Raw genomic sequence first — 16,091 nt, forward strand, 5'->3', positions numbered from 1 at the left:
AAAATTCCTGAATTCTAGAAGTGAAAGGCGGTTGGCGCCTGACGCGGCACCGCTATATATAGTGGCAACAAGGTGAGGTCAAGCGCAGGGTTCTGCGCGCTCTCAGCTTATGGCCTTGAAAAAAGGCTCGGTTCGGCTTGCACCAAAGCAAAGCGTGGGACCTGCTCGCCGTCAACTTCGACCGACTCCAGGAACATGCTCAAGGGACGCACCCAAAAGCCGTAATCGCCATACAGGGCTTGGTAGAAGACCACTTCTTCTTCGGTCTCGGAATGCCGCGCAACACTGAAAACTCGGTACTGCGGACCTTTGTAATGCTGGTAGAGCCCTGGTTGTATCGGCATGGTCTGGCCCTCACTCAAATCTCTTGAAATAAAAAACAAAAAAATCTTCAGAAAAACAAAAACCGGGGCACATGGCCCCGGCTTTCGTCGACGAATCGCTTAAACGCGTTCGAAGACGGTGGCAATGCCCTGGCCGAGGCCAATGCACATGGTCGATACACCGAAAGTGCCGCCATTCTGCTTCATTACATTGAGCAGGGTGCCGGAGATACGTGCACCGGAGCAACCGAATGGGTGGCCCAGGGCGATCGCGCCGCCGTGCAGGTTAACCTTCTCGTTCATCTTGTCGAGCACTTTCAAATCTTTCAGCACTGGCAGGGCCTGTGCAGCGAAAGCTTCGTTGAGCTCGAAGAAGTCGATATCGGTAATTCCCAGACCAGCGCGCTTCAGTGCTTTCTGTGTCGCCGGTACTGGACCATAGCCCATGATCGCCGGGTCCACACCTGCCACTGCCATCGAACGGATCACCGCCATTGGCTGGATGCCCAGGTCCTGCGCACGCTGCGCCGACATCACGATCATGCACGAAGCACCATCTGTGATCTGCGACGAAGTACCGGCTGTCACGGTGCCGCCCTTTGGATTGAACGCCGGCTTCAACGCCGCCAGACTTTCCAGGGTGGTTTCCGGACGAATGGTTTCGTCGTAGTCGAACAGTTTCAGGAAACCGTTCTCGTCGTAACCCTGCATCGGGATGATTTCGTCTTTGAACTTGCCTTCCACCGTCGCTTTATGGGCGAGTTGGTGGGAGCGCACGCCGAAGGCATCCTGCTGCTCACGGGTGATGCCGTGCATTTTGCCGAGCATTTCTGCGGTCAGGCCCATCATGCCCGAGGCTTTCGCCGCGTACAGCGACATGTGCGGGTTCGGATCGACACCGTGCATCATGCTGACGTGCCCCATATGCTCGACGCCGCCAACCACGAACACGTCACCGTTACCGGTCATGATCGCTTGCGCTGCGGTGTGCAGTGCACTCATCGACGAGCCACACAGACGGCTGACGGTCTGACCGGCAGCAGTGTGCGGGATCTGAGTCATCAAGGACGCCATTCGGGCGATGTTCCAGCCCTGTTCCAGGGTCTGGTTCACACAGCCCCAGATCACGTCTTCGACTTCGCTCGGGTCGACCTTGACGTTGCGCTCCAGCAATTTGCTGATCAGGTGCGCCGACATGTCTTCGGCGCGGGTGTTGCGGTGCATGCCGCCCTTGGAGCGGCCCATCGGAGTACGACCGAAGTCGACAATCACGACGTCTCTTGGATTCAAGCTCATAAATATTCTCGCTCTAGTCGTTTGGGCGCTTAACCGAAGAAGCTCTGGCCGTTTTTGGCCATCTCGCGCAGCTTCTCGGTCGGGTGGTACAGCGCGCCCAAATCAGCGTACTGGTCAGCCAGGGCAACGAACTCTGCAACACCGATCGAGTCGATGTAGCGCAGCGCACCGCCACGGAATGGAGGGAAACCAATACCGTAGACCAGGCCCATGTCGGCTTCGGCAGCAGTTTCGACGATGCCGTCTTCCAGGCAACGCGCGGTTTCCAGACACAGCGGGATCATCATCCAGTTGATGATGTCTTCGTCGGTCACTTCACGCTGCTCGAAAACGATTGGCTTGAGCACTTCCAGCACCGACGGATCGGCTACTTTCTTCTGCTTGCCGCGCTTGTCGGTCTCGTAGGCGTAGAAGCCCTTGCCGTTCTTCTGGCCCAGGCGCTTGGCTTCGTAAAGCACGTCAACGGCCGAACGACGGTCGTCTTTCATGCGGTCCGGGAAACCTTCAGCCATCACGTCACGACCGTGGTGGCCAGTGTCGATACCGACGACGTCCATCAGGTACGCCGGGCCCATTGGCCAGCCGAATTTTTCCATGATCTTGTCGATACGGACGAAGTCCACACCGGCGCTGACCAATTTGGCGAAGCCGCCGAAGTACGGGAACAGTACGCGATTGACCAAAAAGCCCGGGCAGTCATTGACGACGATCGGGGTCTTGCCCATTTTCTTGGCGTAGGCAACGGTGGTGGCAACAGCCAGCTCGCTGGACTTCTCGCCACGAATGACTTCAACCAGCGGCATCATGTGCACCGGATTGAAGAAGTGCATGCCGACGAAGTTTTCCGGACGCTTGAGGGCTTTGGCCAACAGGCTGATGGAAATGGTCGAGGTGTTCGAAGCGAGGATGGTGTCCTCTTTGACCTTGTCTTCGACTTCGGCCAATACCGCTTGCTTGACCTTAGGGTTCTCGACAACCGCTTCGACGACCAGGTCGACGTGGCCGAAATCACCGTAGGACAGGGTTGGACGAATGCCGTTGAGCACTTCGGCCATTTTCGCTGCGGTCATGCGACCTTTATCAACGCGACCTACCAGCAGCTTCGCGGCTTCAGCCAGACCCTGCTCGATACCGTGCTCGTTGATGTCCTTCATCAGGATCGGCGTGCCTTTGGACGCCGACTGATAAGCGATACCGCCACCCATGATACCGGCGCCGAGTACGGCAGCCTGTTTCACGTCTTTGGCGATTTCGTCGTAGGCCTTGGCCTTTTTCTTCAGTTCCTGATCGTTCAGGAACAGACCGATCAAGCTCTGCGCAGCAGAGGTCTTGGCCAGCTTGACGAAACCAGCGGCTTCAACTTCCAGAGCCTTGTCGCGACCGAAGTTCGCGGCTTTCTGGATTGTCTTGATCGCTTCAACCGGCGCCGGGTAGTTCGGGCCAGCCTGACCGGCCACGAAACCTTTGGCGGTTTCGAAAGCCATCATCTGCTCGATGGCGTTCAGCTTGAGCTTTTCCAGCTTCGGCTGACGCTTGGCCTTGTAATCGAATTCGCCGGAAATGGCGCGCTTGATCAGCTCCAGGGCCGCTTCCTGCAGCTTCTCAGGAGCGACCACCGCATCGACCGCGCCGACTTTCAGCGCGTCTTCCGGACGGTTTTCCTTACCGGCGGCAATCCACTCGATGGCGTTGTCGGCACCGATGATGCGCGGTAGGCGAACGGTACCGCCGAAGCCCGGGTAGATGCCCAGCTTGACTTCCGGCAGACCGATCTTGGCCTTGGTGGACATGACGCGGTAGTCCGCCGCCAGGCACATTTCCAGACCGCCACCCAAAGCGATGCCGTTGATCGCGGCTACGGTTGGAACGTTGAGGTCTTCGAAATCGCTGAAAATCTTGTTGGCTTCGAGGTTGCCAGCAACCAGCTCTGCATCCGGCAGCTTGAAGTTGTCGACGAATTCGGTGATGTCGGCGCCGACGATGAAAACGTCCTTGCCACTGCTGACGATCACACCCTTGATCGACGCATCTGCCTTGATGGCGTCTACGGCCTGACGCAATTCGTTCAGGGTTAGACGGTTGAACTTGTTGACGGACTCACCCTTGAGGTCGAATTTCAATTCGACGATGCCACTTTCAAGAGCCTTAACCGTGATGGCTTTACCTTCGTAAATCATCAACTGATCTCCACGATATGGAAGCTGAACAGTACACGTCGGACGCTGACGTTCTGGCTCGGCATGGACGTTACCGTCGATGCTAACGCCATTCCACCAGGCACACCCGCCAACGCGATAGTCGGGATTCTGTAGGAGCTGTTCGTAATACAAACGCTCAATTCATACGCCCGTTTGATTTGGGTACGCCACCTTCACGGAATTTCCGACAATTGTCAATCGCCCAAAATGCGGGTTGTAACTCGACTTTGCGGTCATATCCGTACCACGAAGACCTGCAACACGCGGGTGCATGTTCAGCCATTCATAGAATCAATATTTAGAAACGTCGCCCTAATTAGCTGCGCAACTGGAAATACGCAGCTACGCTGGCCGAGGACGATAAACGAAATAGAGGGGGCGCTTATGGCGAACGCCAAGCGCAAGATCAGCGCCACACCTGAGATAGCGTGACGATTTAGCAAGTTACCGGCCTGCCTGGCCAACTCCAGCCCGATGAAGATGTCGGGCTTTTTATTACCCGCGTGCAGAAGCTGCCGAAGGTTCGGGCCGCGTTCGGACGATCTTAAAAAACAAAGTCAAAAGATCGCAGCCTTCGGCAGCTCCTATGGGGGATTGCGTTTCAGGCTAATGCCTTCAGCAATGCGTCGATCTCATTCAAAACACTGGCCTCGCCCCTCTCGCCCCAATATAAGGTGATCATCTGCTTGTCGGCCTCAACCTTGTAGACATTGGCCGGCAACTTCCGGAAATGAATCAGCACCGACTCATCCTGACAAACTTCTCGCCATTGATTGACCCACACGCCCGGCGCACTTTGCCAATAAATCCAGCATGCGGGCTGATTACCACGTCGCGGCCGATGATATTGCGCACACGGGCTGGGCGGCTCTGGCTCCAGCCAATGCGGCCACTCCTGCGGCGCCAGCTGCATGGCCAGACCGATACGCCTTGCCTCCATGCGCAAGGCCATCTGTCCGCCCTGTTTACGCGAAGGCCGCAGCCATGCCAGCGGGCTCAACACCACTGCGAGGATTGACACCACTATCCAGACCGTCATATCTGTACTCCCGATTCTTGATGGGCAGATTGATCCATGCCAGAACCAATCCGCTTGAAACCAGCCATACTTACCGTTATCGCAATCCTCAGGAGGAGCACCTCATGCCCTACCACCATATTCTGGTCGCCGTAGATCTAACCGAAGAGTGCGATCCTGTGATTCACCGTGCTCGCGAGATATCGGTCGGCAGCGGTGCCAAATTGTCCCTGGTTCACATTGTCGAACCGATGGCCATGGCCTTTGGTGGTGACGTGCCGATGGATCTGTCGCAACTCCAACAACAGCAGTTCGATCAGGCCAAGGAACGACTCGAGCGCCTGATCAACAAGTATCCTGAACTCTCCAAAGAGAACAGCCACCTGACCTATGGCCAACCGCGCCAGGAAATCCATCATATGGCCAAAGAGCAGGAGTGCGACCTGATCGTCGTCGGCAGTCATGGCCGCCACGGCCTTGCACTGCTGCTGGGATCCACCGCCAATGACGTGCTGCATGGTGCGCCTTGCGATGTACTGGCGGTGCGACTGATCAAAAGCTGACAACACGAAACCAATGTGGGAGCGGGCTTGCTCGCGAAAGCGGACATTCAGTCAGCATCAATGTTGAATGTAAGTCCCTCTTCGCGAGCAAGCCCGCTCCCACACTGAATCTGTGCCGGCCTGCCGACCGTATTCCATATGAAAAGCCCGGCGCTCATTACTGAACGCCGGGCTTTTTTACATCAGCAACGGATCAATCAGGCATCCAGCTCGGCCCAGCGCTCGACCAATACGTCGAGTTCCGCTTGCAGTTGCTCAAGCTGCGCGATGACCTTGGCGGTTTCGGCAGCAGGACGCTGATAGAAACCGCCATCAGCCATGTCAGCTTGCACCGCGGCGATCTGCTGTTCCTTGGCGTCGATATCACCCGGCAACGCTTCCAGCTCACGCTGCAGCTTGTAGCTGAGCTTTTTCTTGGCCACTGGTGCTTCCTGAGCAGCCACTGGCGCAGGCGCGGCGGTGACGACCGCAGAGTTCAGCTCGGCCTTGCCGGACTTGTTCTCGGTCACGCCCAACAGTCGCGGCGAGCCGCCCTGGCGCAGCCAGTCCTGATAACCACCAACGTATTCACGAACCTTGCCTTCACCTTCGAAGACCAGGGTGCTGGTGACCACGTTGTCGAGGAATGCCCGGTCGTGACTGACCATCAGCACGGTGCCGTTGAAGGTCAGCAAGACCTCTTCCAACAGTTCGAGCGTTTCCACGTCGAGGTCGTTGGTCGGTTCGTCGAGTACCAGCAGGTTAGCCGGTTTGCTGAACAACTTGGCCAGCAACAGACGCGCACGCTCACCACCGGACAACGCCTTGACCGGCGTACGGGCACGCTGCGGGCTGAACAGGAAGTCGCCGAGGTAGCTCAACACGTGACGGCTCTGACCGTCGATATCGATGAAGTCGCGACCTTCGGCGACGTTGTCGATCACGGTTTTTTCCAGATCCAGCTGATGGCGCAACTGGTCGAAATAGGCCACGTCGATTCGCGTGCCCTCTTCGACTTTACCGCTGGTTGGCTGCAAGCCGCTGAGCATCAGCTTCAGCAAGGTGGTCTTGCCGGTACCGTTGGCGCCGAGCAGGCCGATACGGTCGCCGCGCTGCAGGACCATGGAGAAATCCTTGATCAGGAACGGGCCACCCGGGTGAGCGAAACTCACGTTCTCGAGGACCATCACCTGTTTGCCGGACTTGTCAGCGGTATCCAGCTGAATGTTGGCCTTGCCAGTGCGCTCACGACGCTCGCTACGCTCGACGCGCAGGGCTTTGAGGGCTCGCACGCGGCCTTCGTTACGGGTACGGCGGGCCTTGATGCCCTGGCGAATCCAGACTTCTTCCTGGGCCAGGCGCTTGTCGAACAAGGCGTTGGCCGTTTCTTCGGCCGCCAGGGTGGCTTCCTTGTGAACGAGGAAGCTGGCGTAGTCGCCGTTCCAGTCGATCAGGCCGCCGCGATCCAGTTCCAGAATGCGGGTTGCCAGGTTTTGCAGGAAAGAACGGTCGTGCGTAATGAACAGCACCGCGCCCTGGAAATCCTTCAAGGCTTCTTCGAGCCAGGCAATCGCACCGATGTCCAGGTGGTTGGTCGGTTCGTCGAGCAGCAACAGATCCGGTTCGGAAACCAGGGCTTGGGCCAGCAGGACGCGGCGACGCCAGCCGCCGGACAATTCGGCGAGGGTTTTGTCGGCGGGCAATTGCAGGCGGCTCAGGGTGCTGTCGACCAATTGCTGCAAACGCCAGCCATCGCGGGCTTCGAGATCGTGCTGGACGTGCATCAGCTTGTCCAGATCAGCTTCGGTAACGCAGTTCTGACTCAGGTGGTGGTATTGCGCGAGCAATTCGCCCACACCGTCCAGCCCCTCGGCAACCACGTCGAATACTGTCCGCTCGTCGGCCACCGGCAATTCTTGCGGTAATTCGCCAATCTTGAGGCCAGGCGCACGCCAGACAGAGCCGTCATCAGGCCTTTGATCGCCCTTGACGAGCTTCATCATGCTGGATTTGCCAGTGCCATTGCGGCCGATGATGCACACCCGCTCACCACGGGCGATCTGCCAGGACACCTTGTCCAACAACGGCATAGCGCCGAAAGCAAGGGACACATCGCTGAATTTGAGCAGGGTCATGAGCTTCTCCAAAAACCGGGCGCGCATTCTACCTGACTTGAGGCGTCAGAAGGCCGGCATTTTCAATGTCGAAGCACTCTGCACAACAATTGTTGCGAACTTATGCCGACAAGCCGGCAAAGCTTTCACCGGTTGCTGGCAAAAGGCTAAGCTACAGGCAATCAGTGCTGGCACATGCCGGCACTTGTCATGATTTCTCTGCCCGGATGTCTCATGCGCAGTCGCATTTTCAGCCTTTTATCGTGTTTGCTTCTTTCTGCCACTGCCGTTCAATCCGCCCAGGCGGTGGACCTGTTCACCCAGCGCCAGTATTACGATGAAGCCAAGCGCGCCTTGGCCAAGGGTGATACAGGCCCGTATTTTCGCTACAGCCAGGCCCTCAGCGACTACCCGCTGGAACCTTACCTGGCCTATGACGAGTTGACAGCCCGCCTGAAAACCGCGAGCAACGACGAAATCGAACAGTTCCTTGCCGAGCATGGCGACCTGCCGCAAGCCAACTGGATGAAGTTGCGCTGGTTGCGCTGGCTCGCCGACCGTGGTGACTGGTCGACCTTCGTCAAGTACTACGACCCCAAGCTCAATTTCACCGAGCTGGACTGCCTCAACGCGCAATATCAGATCGGTCACAACCTTAAGTCCGAAGGTTACGCCAACGCTGAAAAGCTTTGGCTGACCGGCAAATCCCAGCCTGAAACCTGCGATTCGCTCTTTGCGCAATGGGCCGCCGAGGGCCAATTGACCGAACAGAAACGCTGGGAGCGCGTCAAACTGGCCGCTCACGCACGCAACTATGCGCTGGCCAACAGCCTGATCAATAACATGACCACCCTTGCACCGCGCGGGCGCTTATTGGTTGAAGTCGCGCAAAGACCTGAAATGCTCGACCAGCCTTCGCGCTTCACCCCGGCCGATGAAGCCATGTCCGACATTGTAAGCCTTGGCCTGCGCCGCTTCGCGCGCCAGGACCCGGACCGGGCGATGGACCTGCTCGACAGTTATGCCACCAGCATGCATTTCTCTCGCGACGAAAAAGTCGCCATCGCACGTGAAATCGGCCTGACCCTGGCTCGGCGTTTCGACAGCCGCGCCCTCGACGTGATGACCAAGTACGACCCGGAGTTGCGCGACAACACTGTGTCCGAATGGCGCTTGCGCTTGCTGTTACGACTGGCGCGCTGGGACGACGCTTATCAACTGACCCGTCGCCTGCCGCAGGATTTGGCCACCACCAACCGCTGGCGCTACTGGCAGGCCCGCAGCCTGGAGTTGGCCCAGCCGAAAAACCCGGAAGCGCAAATCCTGTACAAAAACCTCGCCCATGAGCGTGACTTTTATGGGTTCCTCGCTGCTGACCGCTCGCAATCGCCTTATTCGCTGGTCAATAAGCCGCTGGTGTTAAGTCAGGCGCTGATCAACAAGGTCCGCAATACGCCAGGCGTACGTCGGGCACTGGAGCTCCATGCTCGCGGGCAGATCGTCGACGGGCGCCGCGAGTGGTACTACGTCAGCCGCCACTTCAGCCGTGACGAAATGGTTGCGCAGGCGAAACTGGCCTACGACCTGAAGTGGTATTTCCCGGCGATCCGCACCATCAGTCAAGCGCAATACTGGGACGACCTGGACATTCGCTTCCCGATGGCTCACCGCGAAACCCTGGTACGTGAAGCCAAGGTCCGTGGCCTGCATTCGAGCTGGGTGTTCGCCATTACCCGTCAGGAAAGTGCCTTCATGGACGACGCCCGCTCCGGCGTCGGTGCCAGCGGCCTGATGCAGTTGATGCCTGGTACCGCCAAGGAAACCGCGCGCAAGTTCAGCATTCCGCTGGCCTCGCCGCAGCAAGTGCTGGACCCGGACAAAAACATCCAGCTCGGCGCGGCCTACCTGAGCCAGGTTCACAGCCAGTTCAACGGCAACCGGGTCCTCGCTACCGCCGCCTACAACGCCGGTCCCAGCCGCGTTCGCCAGTGGCTAAGCGGTGCCGACCACCTGAGCTTCGATGTCTGGGTCGAAAGCATCCCGTTCGACGAAACCCGCCAATACGTACAGAACGTGCTGTCCTACTCAGTGATCTACGGCCAGAAGCTCAACTCGCCGCAGCCGCTGGTGGATTGGCATGAGCGATATTTCGACGATTTGTAACCGGTAATGCCGGTTATGTAGGAGCTGCCCCGAAAAGATCGCCGTCTTCGGCCGCGCCCACAAACTGCAACGCCGCCAGCCGCGCATACAGCGCATTGCTGGCGATCAGCTCGTGGTGTGTGCCAACCGCTACCAGTTTCCCCTGGTCCATCACCGCAATCCGATCAGCGTTCTTTACCGTGGCCAGGCGATGGGCGATGACCAGCGTGGTGCGGTTTTTCATCAGGCTGGGCAGCGCTTGCTGGATCAAGTATTCGCTCTGCGCGTCGAGGGCGCTGGTGGCTTCGTCCAACAGCAGAATCGGCGCATCCACCAACAACGCTCGGGCAATGGCCAGGCGCTGGCGCTGACCGCCGGAAAGACCAAGGCCGCCGTCACCAAGATGAGTCTGGTAGCCATCGGGCATTTTTTCGATGAAATCGTGAGCGTAGGCAATCTTCGCCGCTTCCTGGACCTGGGCCAGAGTCGCCGAGGGTTTGCCATAGCGGATGTTCTCTTCGATGCTGCCGAAGAACAGCGCAGGGTTTTGCGACACCAGTGCGAAACAACGGCGCAAATCCATAGGATCAAGTTGAATCAGTGGCACGCCATCCAGCAGGATGCGGCCGGCTATCGGATCGTAGAAACGCAGCAACAGGTCATAAACCGTCGACTTGCCCGCCCCCGAAGGCCCGACCAGCGCGAGGGTTTCGCCGGCCTTGATCGCAAGACTCAAACCATCGATAGCGTAACTTTCGGGCCGCGACGGGTAGGAAAAACGCAGATCTTCGAGCAGCAAATCGCCGCGTACTCGCTCAGGCAAAGTCACCTGCCCAGAGACCGGAGGCTGGATAATGTTTTCCGAACGCAACAACTCGGCAATCCGCTCAGCGGCACCGGCTGCCCGCTGCAGCTCACCAATCACTTCGCTCAAGGTGCCGAAGGCGCTGCCGACGATCAGGCTGTAGAACACAAATGCCGCCAGCTCACCCGCGGAAATGCGCCCGGCAATCACGTCCATGCCGCCAACCCAGAGCATCACCGCAACCGCCCCCAGCACCAGCATGATCACCAGCGTAATCAACCAGGCGCGCTGGACGATGCGTCTGCGTGCGGTATCGAAAGCCTCTTCCACGGTGACGGCGAAGCGCTGCTCGTCCTGCACCTGATGGTTGTAGGCCTGCACAGTCTTGATCTGGCCGAGGGACTCCGACACATAGCTGCCAATATCGGCGATGCGGTCCTGACTCAAACGCGACAGGCTACGCACCCGGCGACCGAAAATCAGGATCGGCGCCAGCACCAGCGGCAAGGCAACCACCACGATGCTGGTGAGTTTCGGGTTGGTAATGAACAGCAGGACTATGCCGCCGATCACCATCAATGCATTGCGCAAAAACAACGATAGCGATGAGCCGATCACCGATTGCAGCAGCGTGGTGTCGGCGGTCAGGCGCGACTGGATCTCGGAGCTGCGGTTGTTCTCGTAGAATCCCGGGTGCAGGTAAATCAAGTGATTGAACACGTGCTGACGGATATCGGCTACGCAGCGTTCGCCGATCCATGACACCAGGTAAAAACGCATAAATGTGCCGATCGCCAGGCCGAACACCAGCAACATGAACAAGCCAATGGACTGATTGAGCAACTGCGGTGACTGGGTCATGAACCCCTGGTCCACCAACAGGCGAATGCCCTGCCCCATGGACAACGTGATGCCGGCAGTGACGATCAGCGCCAGCAATGCACCGAGCGCCTGCCAACGGTAAGGCGCGACAAAACGACTGGCCAGGCGAATCGCACGGCGGTGACGAGCAGAAAGCATCAGGATCATCCGAAAGCGAAAAACTGAAGGGATCAACCCGGTCAAGCCTACACCGGTCGATCCGCCGCAACCCTGTAAATCACAATGAGTCAGGTTAAATATGACCGCTGACACTAGAGCCTAGATGTTATTGGTCTAAAGTCCGGCTAGAAGTCCAAGGTTATTTCTGGTGGACTGATATGGCCGCCTTGTCACCCTGTAGGGAGCTGTCACAGCTTGGTCATTTGGTGGTTTTAGAGTAAGTGCACAACCTGATGAGGAGACAGGCCATGTCCTTGCAACAAAGCAGCGACGACAAGATTCAAGTGATCCGCACCCAGCCACACCAGTCTCTGGGCTGTGCCATTATTGACGCCCAAGGGCTCGAAGTACCGATCACTGAAGAGATGATCCAGAGTGCGTGCCGCGAACTGGAGCAACGGTTGGTCAAGCCTGCCAAGCAAGACTGATACATAGCCTTACGTCTTCCGACCCGGCCCCTTGGCCGGGTTTTTTACGGCTGCCATTTGTAGAGGTCCATTGCGGGCCGGATCAAACACAGGATTCAGGTCAGCGCACATCGCTTCGACGGTAAAGGCTCAGCCCAACAGCAAGAAACGCCAGCAATCCAGCGCAACTGCGATTGATCCATTGCATGACCCTGGCTGAAAAAGTTCGCATGGCGTGACGCCCACCGAGGGCGTAGATCACCATCATCATGCAATCTATCGCAGCGCTGACCAGGGCCAAAATGACGTACTGCTGCGCTACAGGCTCTTGAGGCCGCACAAACTGCGGGAGGAAAGCCGAAAAAAACAATAGACCTTTGGGATTGGATAACCCAACCAGTAACGCGCGCGCAAACGCCGATCGCCCTCTGGCAGCACCCTGCGCAGGCGTGTTCACAAGGGCCTGAGTTGGCGCATGCCACAAGACCCACGCAAGGTAGAAAAGGTAGACAGCACCTCCCCATTTGACGACGGAGAACAACTGCTCTGACGCCTGCAGCAGTGCACCAAGCCCACACCCCACCGCACCAATCAATATCAAGTCAGAAAGCGCAGCGCCCGCGATGCCACACCCGGCGATGCGCATGCCATGGGAGGCACCGTTATTGAGCGCCAGAAGCATGGAGGGGCCAGGTGTCATCATGACCGCACTCACGGTGATGACATAAAGAAGCAAGGTAGTCATGTCCATCTAAAACCCCGGAAAGCGGTGTTGAGTTATCACCCGATAAAAACATATCCCGGGCATCACCTCTAAGAAAAATGAGCGGCTTCAGCGATACGGATGACGCGAAAAACATCAGGCACTGGTCAATCTCAAACCGTTACACGTCATCACAGCACAGCAGTCCCCCCGGAGCTCATAGCGGTCTCAAGCAAGCCTTCATGCTTTCGCAGGCGCTGCTCGTGGCAGTCGCTCAGACAATAAGAACCATCAGACTAATGGCTCTTTAGTATCAATTCTTGGAGTTTTTATTCATTAACCGGATAGAACAACTACAAGTTCACAGATCAAGCTTTCGACATAAAATGTTACAAACATAATAGAAGTCTATTAATATAGCCTCCCTTCCGCTCGCTCTAAAAAGAGGCGAAATGTGCACCGGGTGCATCCCTGCGCGCACCCGCATTGCCCATAGAGCGCAGCGGAATATCCTTATAAGTCAACTCCAGCACTCAAAAATGCGGACTTCCTCTCAATTCACTCTCAAAACTTGTCAGTAGTGCCTCGCTCTGTAGCCTGACTCGAGAGATCAGCCACACCACTCTATTGCTCGCTTAATGTGACAGCGGAAAATGTCAACCGAAGAGCCTAACTCGACTGAAAGGGGCGCACCAACTAAGTCTGACATGTCAAAAACAACTGGGATTAAGCCAAGCAGTTGGCTATGTCATTGAATTAACTGAAGCCACTCGCGATGGAATGATCAGCTTGGGCGCCTGTTCACGACGGGGAAATGTTATAAAACGTCAGATAACTTCAGAATTTTGTGTATTAAGATTACAACGCCAGCACATATGAGTAATTTTCATGATGAACACCGAGAGCACGATCAAAAACAACCAGAGAGGTATTCTCGCTATTGGGCGCACGTGGCGCTCGACAGAGGAACTAAGGCAGTTGTTTGTACCGAACTTCACACACATTTATACGTTGGACTACCCGACACCTCCACGATTTGATATCGACACTCAGACTCTCGATGCAATACTGATAGAGATTGAAAACCCATCAACACTTGATGACTGCCTTAAACTTATTAAAAAATTACGTGCAGAACATGTAAAACCGGCCATTGTTGTCGCAATCAATTATCGCTCTCCGCACACCAAAGTTGAATGTTACCTGGCTGGCGCCGATCACTGCATCAATGTACCTAACGATCTGGATGAAAAGACAAAGTTAATTTCAACATTGTTCAAAAGCCCTGAATGGCAACCCACGATCAAGTTAACCCTGGATCAAACGTGCCTGCACTTATATGACAACCAACAAAAACTGGATCTCGCCTACCAGGAAATGAAAGCCCTCGATGCGCTTATTCACGCAGAAGGCAATATCTTGCACCATGACTGCATGGCCGAGTCCATGGGTTTAAATATTAAGCTCTACGATTCACGTGTACTGGAAAAATCCATCAGTCGTCTTCGAAACAAAGTAAAAAAAAATTTTGGTATTAACATCATTCACAGTGTTCGCGGTTATGGCTACCGACTGCTCCGAGGGGTCGTATCTGTAAAGCAAACAAATTTTCACTCTTAAAGGGACTGAATCATGGAATCAAGCAGGCAACATATAGTGCACGACAGCTTCGCTTTGATTTTCTTTAGGCAACCGATTCTCAAACGAAACGACGAACTGTTCGGCAGTGAAATCCATGCCAAGGCGACCAAACACAATGTCCCCCTGACCAAGGGGTATCAGCCATTGCATCCCGACTATCCACTGACGATCTATCGCGAAGTACTGAAGCGGATTCAGTTGAATGCCATTTCACAGACCGAGGCTATACCGTTCCCTCGCGCACAGACTCTAAACAAGCTGTTCGTGACCATGAATCAATCCGCTTTATTGGACAAAACGCTCATCAAGGAAATGATCAATGCTCAAGCGACACTCAACAAACATGAGCAACAACTGATCCCCAGCCTCAACAGCAGCTCGCTCATATCGCTTAACTTAAAAGAAAAGAGAACCATTATCAGTCACGCTCACCTATTAAAAGATAACGGGATCGAGATTGCTTTCGATGGTTATGACTTAATCGACGACAGCGCCGAAAAGCTGATCAGCCTGGCGTTGTTTGATTATATAAAAGTGGACCTGACCCACTCCAACTTCGACATCATGGTCGAACACAATCAGGACTTTTTCAACAGGTCCTACGACTACCTGAGCCGCATGATCCATGACAGCAAAATCAAGTTCGTAGCAGACCGAGTGGAGCACAAAGCGCTACACACACTGGCCCGCAGCATGCCCTTCGACTTTTTCCAGGGGAGATACTACTCGCCGACCGAGGTTATTTAAGCTCTCAAAAGATTCATCCGCCCAGGAAGGAACCTATAATGAACACGCAGAATAACAACTTTCTAATTTTCACCCGAGACCAACGGGCACGACAAGCAATAGAGTCGCTTCTCGTACAACGCCTGTATTTATCTTTTGAAATCGAGTCCGGAAAACTCAGCAGTGAGCGAATCAGAAAGAGTCGCTTCACGCACATCCTGCTCGACCAGGCGGACATATCGCTGAGTGATGTCAGCTTTATCCGCAAGAATCAAAAAGATGCGGAAATCATACTCATAACGCCCAATTCGGAGCACTCGGAACTCCATCACTTCTCTCATTTCGGGGTCGATGGCTTTCTCAATAAGCCGGTGGCCGACGAGGAGTTCATCTCGGCGGTAAGTCGGATTAAAGAGTCGCAAGGTAATCCTGATATCTGGTGGTTTAATGCAGACGAGCGAACCTTGGTCAAAGAAGATACGACCATCCCACTGACCGGTACCGAATCATTGATGCTCACGCAACTGGTCATCAGCGATCGACGGGTAATCAGCAAGACAGATTTGATTCTGCGGATTGATAAGGACCCGGAATGCTACAGCGGTCTTGAAATGTGTTTGAGCAGGCTACAAAAAAAATTCAAGGACGCAGCCAACGGAGAGCGTCTTGTTCGTTCGGTGAGAAACCGCGGTTATTGCCTGGCCCAAAGGATAAGAGTCGCTTACTGATTGAGTTCGCAAAAACAATAACAATAAATGCGATCCCCAACCCCCTTCAGAGACATGAACATCGCTTAACTGCCTACCTTCCTCGCCCATCGGCTCCTGCCCTCTACCTCCCGTGCATCCACCACGCCATAGTTCCTACCCGGCTTTTTCTCGCTGGCACTCGGCAAGCGCCTGTTTGAGTGCGTTAATTATATAGACGATTCCGCGACATACACCTATTCAAAGTGCATGACCTTTTATAACAGCCCCCTAAAAGTGCGGCCGTTATAATTCGTCAGACACCCGCAAAGATTAAGGCACTAGTATAAAACCGGACACTGAGACAACCGTATCAGTTGACACCTTTTATAAAAGACAAAACCCCTATGGCCAGTCATAAGCCCGCCGAAACCCAACTCGAATAATAA

General features: G+C 55.5%; 13 protein-coding genes. 6 read left to right on the forward strand and 7 right to left on the reverse strand.

Translation table 11 applies throughout. The features are described from left to right. Window positions 1-107: 107 nt before the first annotated feature. The 4 genes from ACIPIN_RS08330 to ACIPIN_RS08345 all read right to left on the reverse strand — a co-directional run bounded on the left by ACIPIN_RS08330 (window position 108) and on the right by ACIPIN_RS08345 (window position 4,856). Window positions 108-344, reverse strand: coding sequence for a DUF1653 domain-containing protein (locus ACIPIN_RS08330; RefSeq protein WP_019692748.1), 237 nt, complete (start codon window positions 342-344; stop codon window positions 108-110). 99 nt (window positions 345-443) lie between these two features. Then, entirely contained in the window at window positions 444-1,619 is a 1,176-nt protein-coding gene (fadA, locus tag ACIPIN_RS08335) for an acetyl-CoA C-acyltransferase FadA (RefSeq protein ID WP_401117392.1), read from the reverse strand. 29 nt (window positions 1,620-1,648) lie between these two features. After that, complete coding sequence (fadB, locus tag ACIPIN_RS08340; RefSeq protein ID WP_401117394.1) at window positions 1,649-3,796, reverse strand: fatty acid oxidation complex subunit alpha FadB; 2,148 nt, start codon at window positions 3,794-3,796, stop codon at window positions 1,649-1,651. 622 nt (window positions 3,797-4,418) lie between these two features. Then, the gene (locus tag ACIPIN_RS08345) at window positions 4,419-4,856 is read right to left on the reverse strand and encodes a hypothetical protein (RefSeq protein WP_401117396.1); all 438 of its coding nucleotides are present in this window, start codon (window positions 4,854-4,856) and stop codon (window positions 4,419-4,421) included. 104 nt (window positions 4,857-4,960) lie between these two features. Here ACIPIN_RS08345 and ACIPIN_RS08350 point away from each other — a divergent pair, with 104 nt between their 5' ends. After that, window positions 4,961-5,398 carry a universal stress protein gene (locus ACIPIN_RS08350; RefSeq protein ID WP_262117248.1) on the forward strand — a complete coding sequence of 146 codons (438 nt, stop codon included), beginning with the start codon at window positions 4,961-4,963 and terminating at the stop codon, window positions 5,396-5,398. 197 nt (window positions 5,399-5,595) lie between these two features. Here the strand turns inward: ACIPIN_RS08350 and ACIPIN_RS08355 are convergent, their stop codons facing one another. Beyond that, window positions 5,596-7,512 (reverse strand): ATP-binding cassette domain-containing protein, encoded by a 1,917-nt coding sequence (locus ACIPIN_RS08355; RefSeq protein WP_401117398.1) that lies wholly within the window; start codon window positions 7,510-7,512, stop codon window positions 5,596-5,598. Between the two features lie 213 nt (window positions 7,513-7,725). Between ACIPIN_RS08355 and ACIPIN_RS08360 the strand changes: the two genes are divergently transcribed. Further along, window positions 7,726-9,654 carry a transglycosylase SLT domain-containing protein gene (locus ACIPIN_RS08360; protein ID WP_401117400.1) on the forward strand — a complete coding sequence of 643 codons (1,929 nt, stop codon included), beginning with the start codon at window positions 7,726-7,728 and terminating at the stop codon, window positions 9,652-9,654. Window positions 9,655-9,667: 13 nt separating this feature from the next. Here the strand turns inward: ACIPIN_RS08360 and ACIPIN_RS08365 are convergent, their stop codons facing one another. Then, window positions 9,668-11,467 carry an ABC transporter transmembrane domain-containing protein gene (locus tag ACIPIN_RS08365; RefSeq protein ID WP_401117662.1) on the reverse strand — a complete coding sequence of 600 codons (1,800 nt, stop codon included), beginning with the start codon at window positions 11,465-11,467 and terminating at the stop codon, window positions 9,668-9,670. Between the two features lie 260 nt (window positions 11,468-11,727). On the opposite strand from ACIPIN_RS08365, the gene ACIPIN_RS08370 reads away from it, so the two are divergent. Further along, window positions 11,728-11,907: a PA1571 family protein gene (locus ACIPIN_RS08370; protein ID WP_401117402.1), complete on the forward strand. Its 180-nt coding sequence runs from the start codon at window positions 11,728-11,730 to the stop codon at window positions 11,905-11,907. Window positions 11,908-12,007: 100 nt separating this feature from the next. Here the strand turns inward: ACIPIN_RS08370 and ACIPIN_RS08375 are convergent, their stop codons facing one another. Next, window positions 12,008-12,637 (reverse strand): LysE family translocator, encoded by a 630-nt coding sequence (locus ACIPIN_RS08375; RefSeq protein ID WP_401117404.1) that lies wholly within the window; start codon window positions 12,635-12,637, stop codon window positions 12,008-12,010. An 840-nt stretch (window positions 12,638-13,477) separates the two neighbouring features. Between ACIPIN_RS08375 and ACIPIN_RS08380 the strand changes: the two genes are divergently transcribed. From ACIPIN_RS08380 to ACIPIN_RS08390, 3 genes are read left to right on the forward strand one after another with little or no spacing between them, the layout of a single operon-like run. Then, window positions 13,478-14,209, forward strand: coding sequence for a winged helix-turn-helix domain-containing protein (locus tag ACIPIN_RS08380; protein ID WP_401117406.1), 732 nt, complete (start codon window positions 13,478-13,480; stop codon window positions 14,207-14,209). 36 nt (window positions 14,210-14,245) lie between these two features. Further along, on the forward strand, window positions 14,246-14,977 hold the full coding sequence (locus ACIPIN_RS08385) for an EAL domain-containing protein (RefSeq protein ID WP_401117408.1): 732 nt from the start codon (window positions 14,246-14,248) through the stop codon (window positions 14,975-14,977). Window positions 14,978-15,015: 38 nt separating this feature from the next. After that, on the forward strand, window positions 15,016-15,684 hold the full coding sequence (locus ACIPIN_RS08390) for a winged helix-turn-helix domain-containing protein (RefSeq protein WP_401117410.1): 669 nt from the start codon (window positions 15,016-15,018) through the stop codon (window positions 15,682-15,684). The last annotated feature ends 407 nt before the right edge of the window (window positions 15,685-16,091 follow it).

It is taken from the genome of Pseudomonas sp. NPDC087697, from assembly GCF_044743155.1.
In the GTDB taxonomy this organism is placed as follows: Bacteria; Pseudomonadota; Gammaproteobacteria; order Pseudomonadales; family Pseudomonadaceae; genus Aquipseudomonas.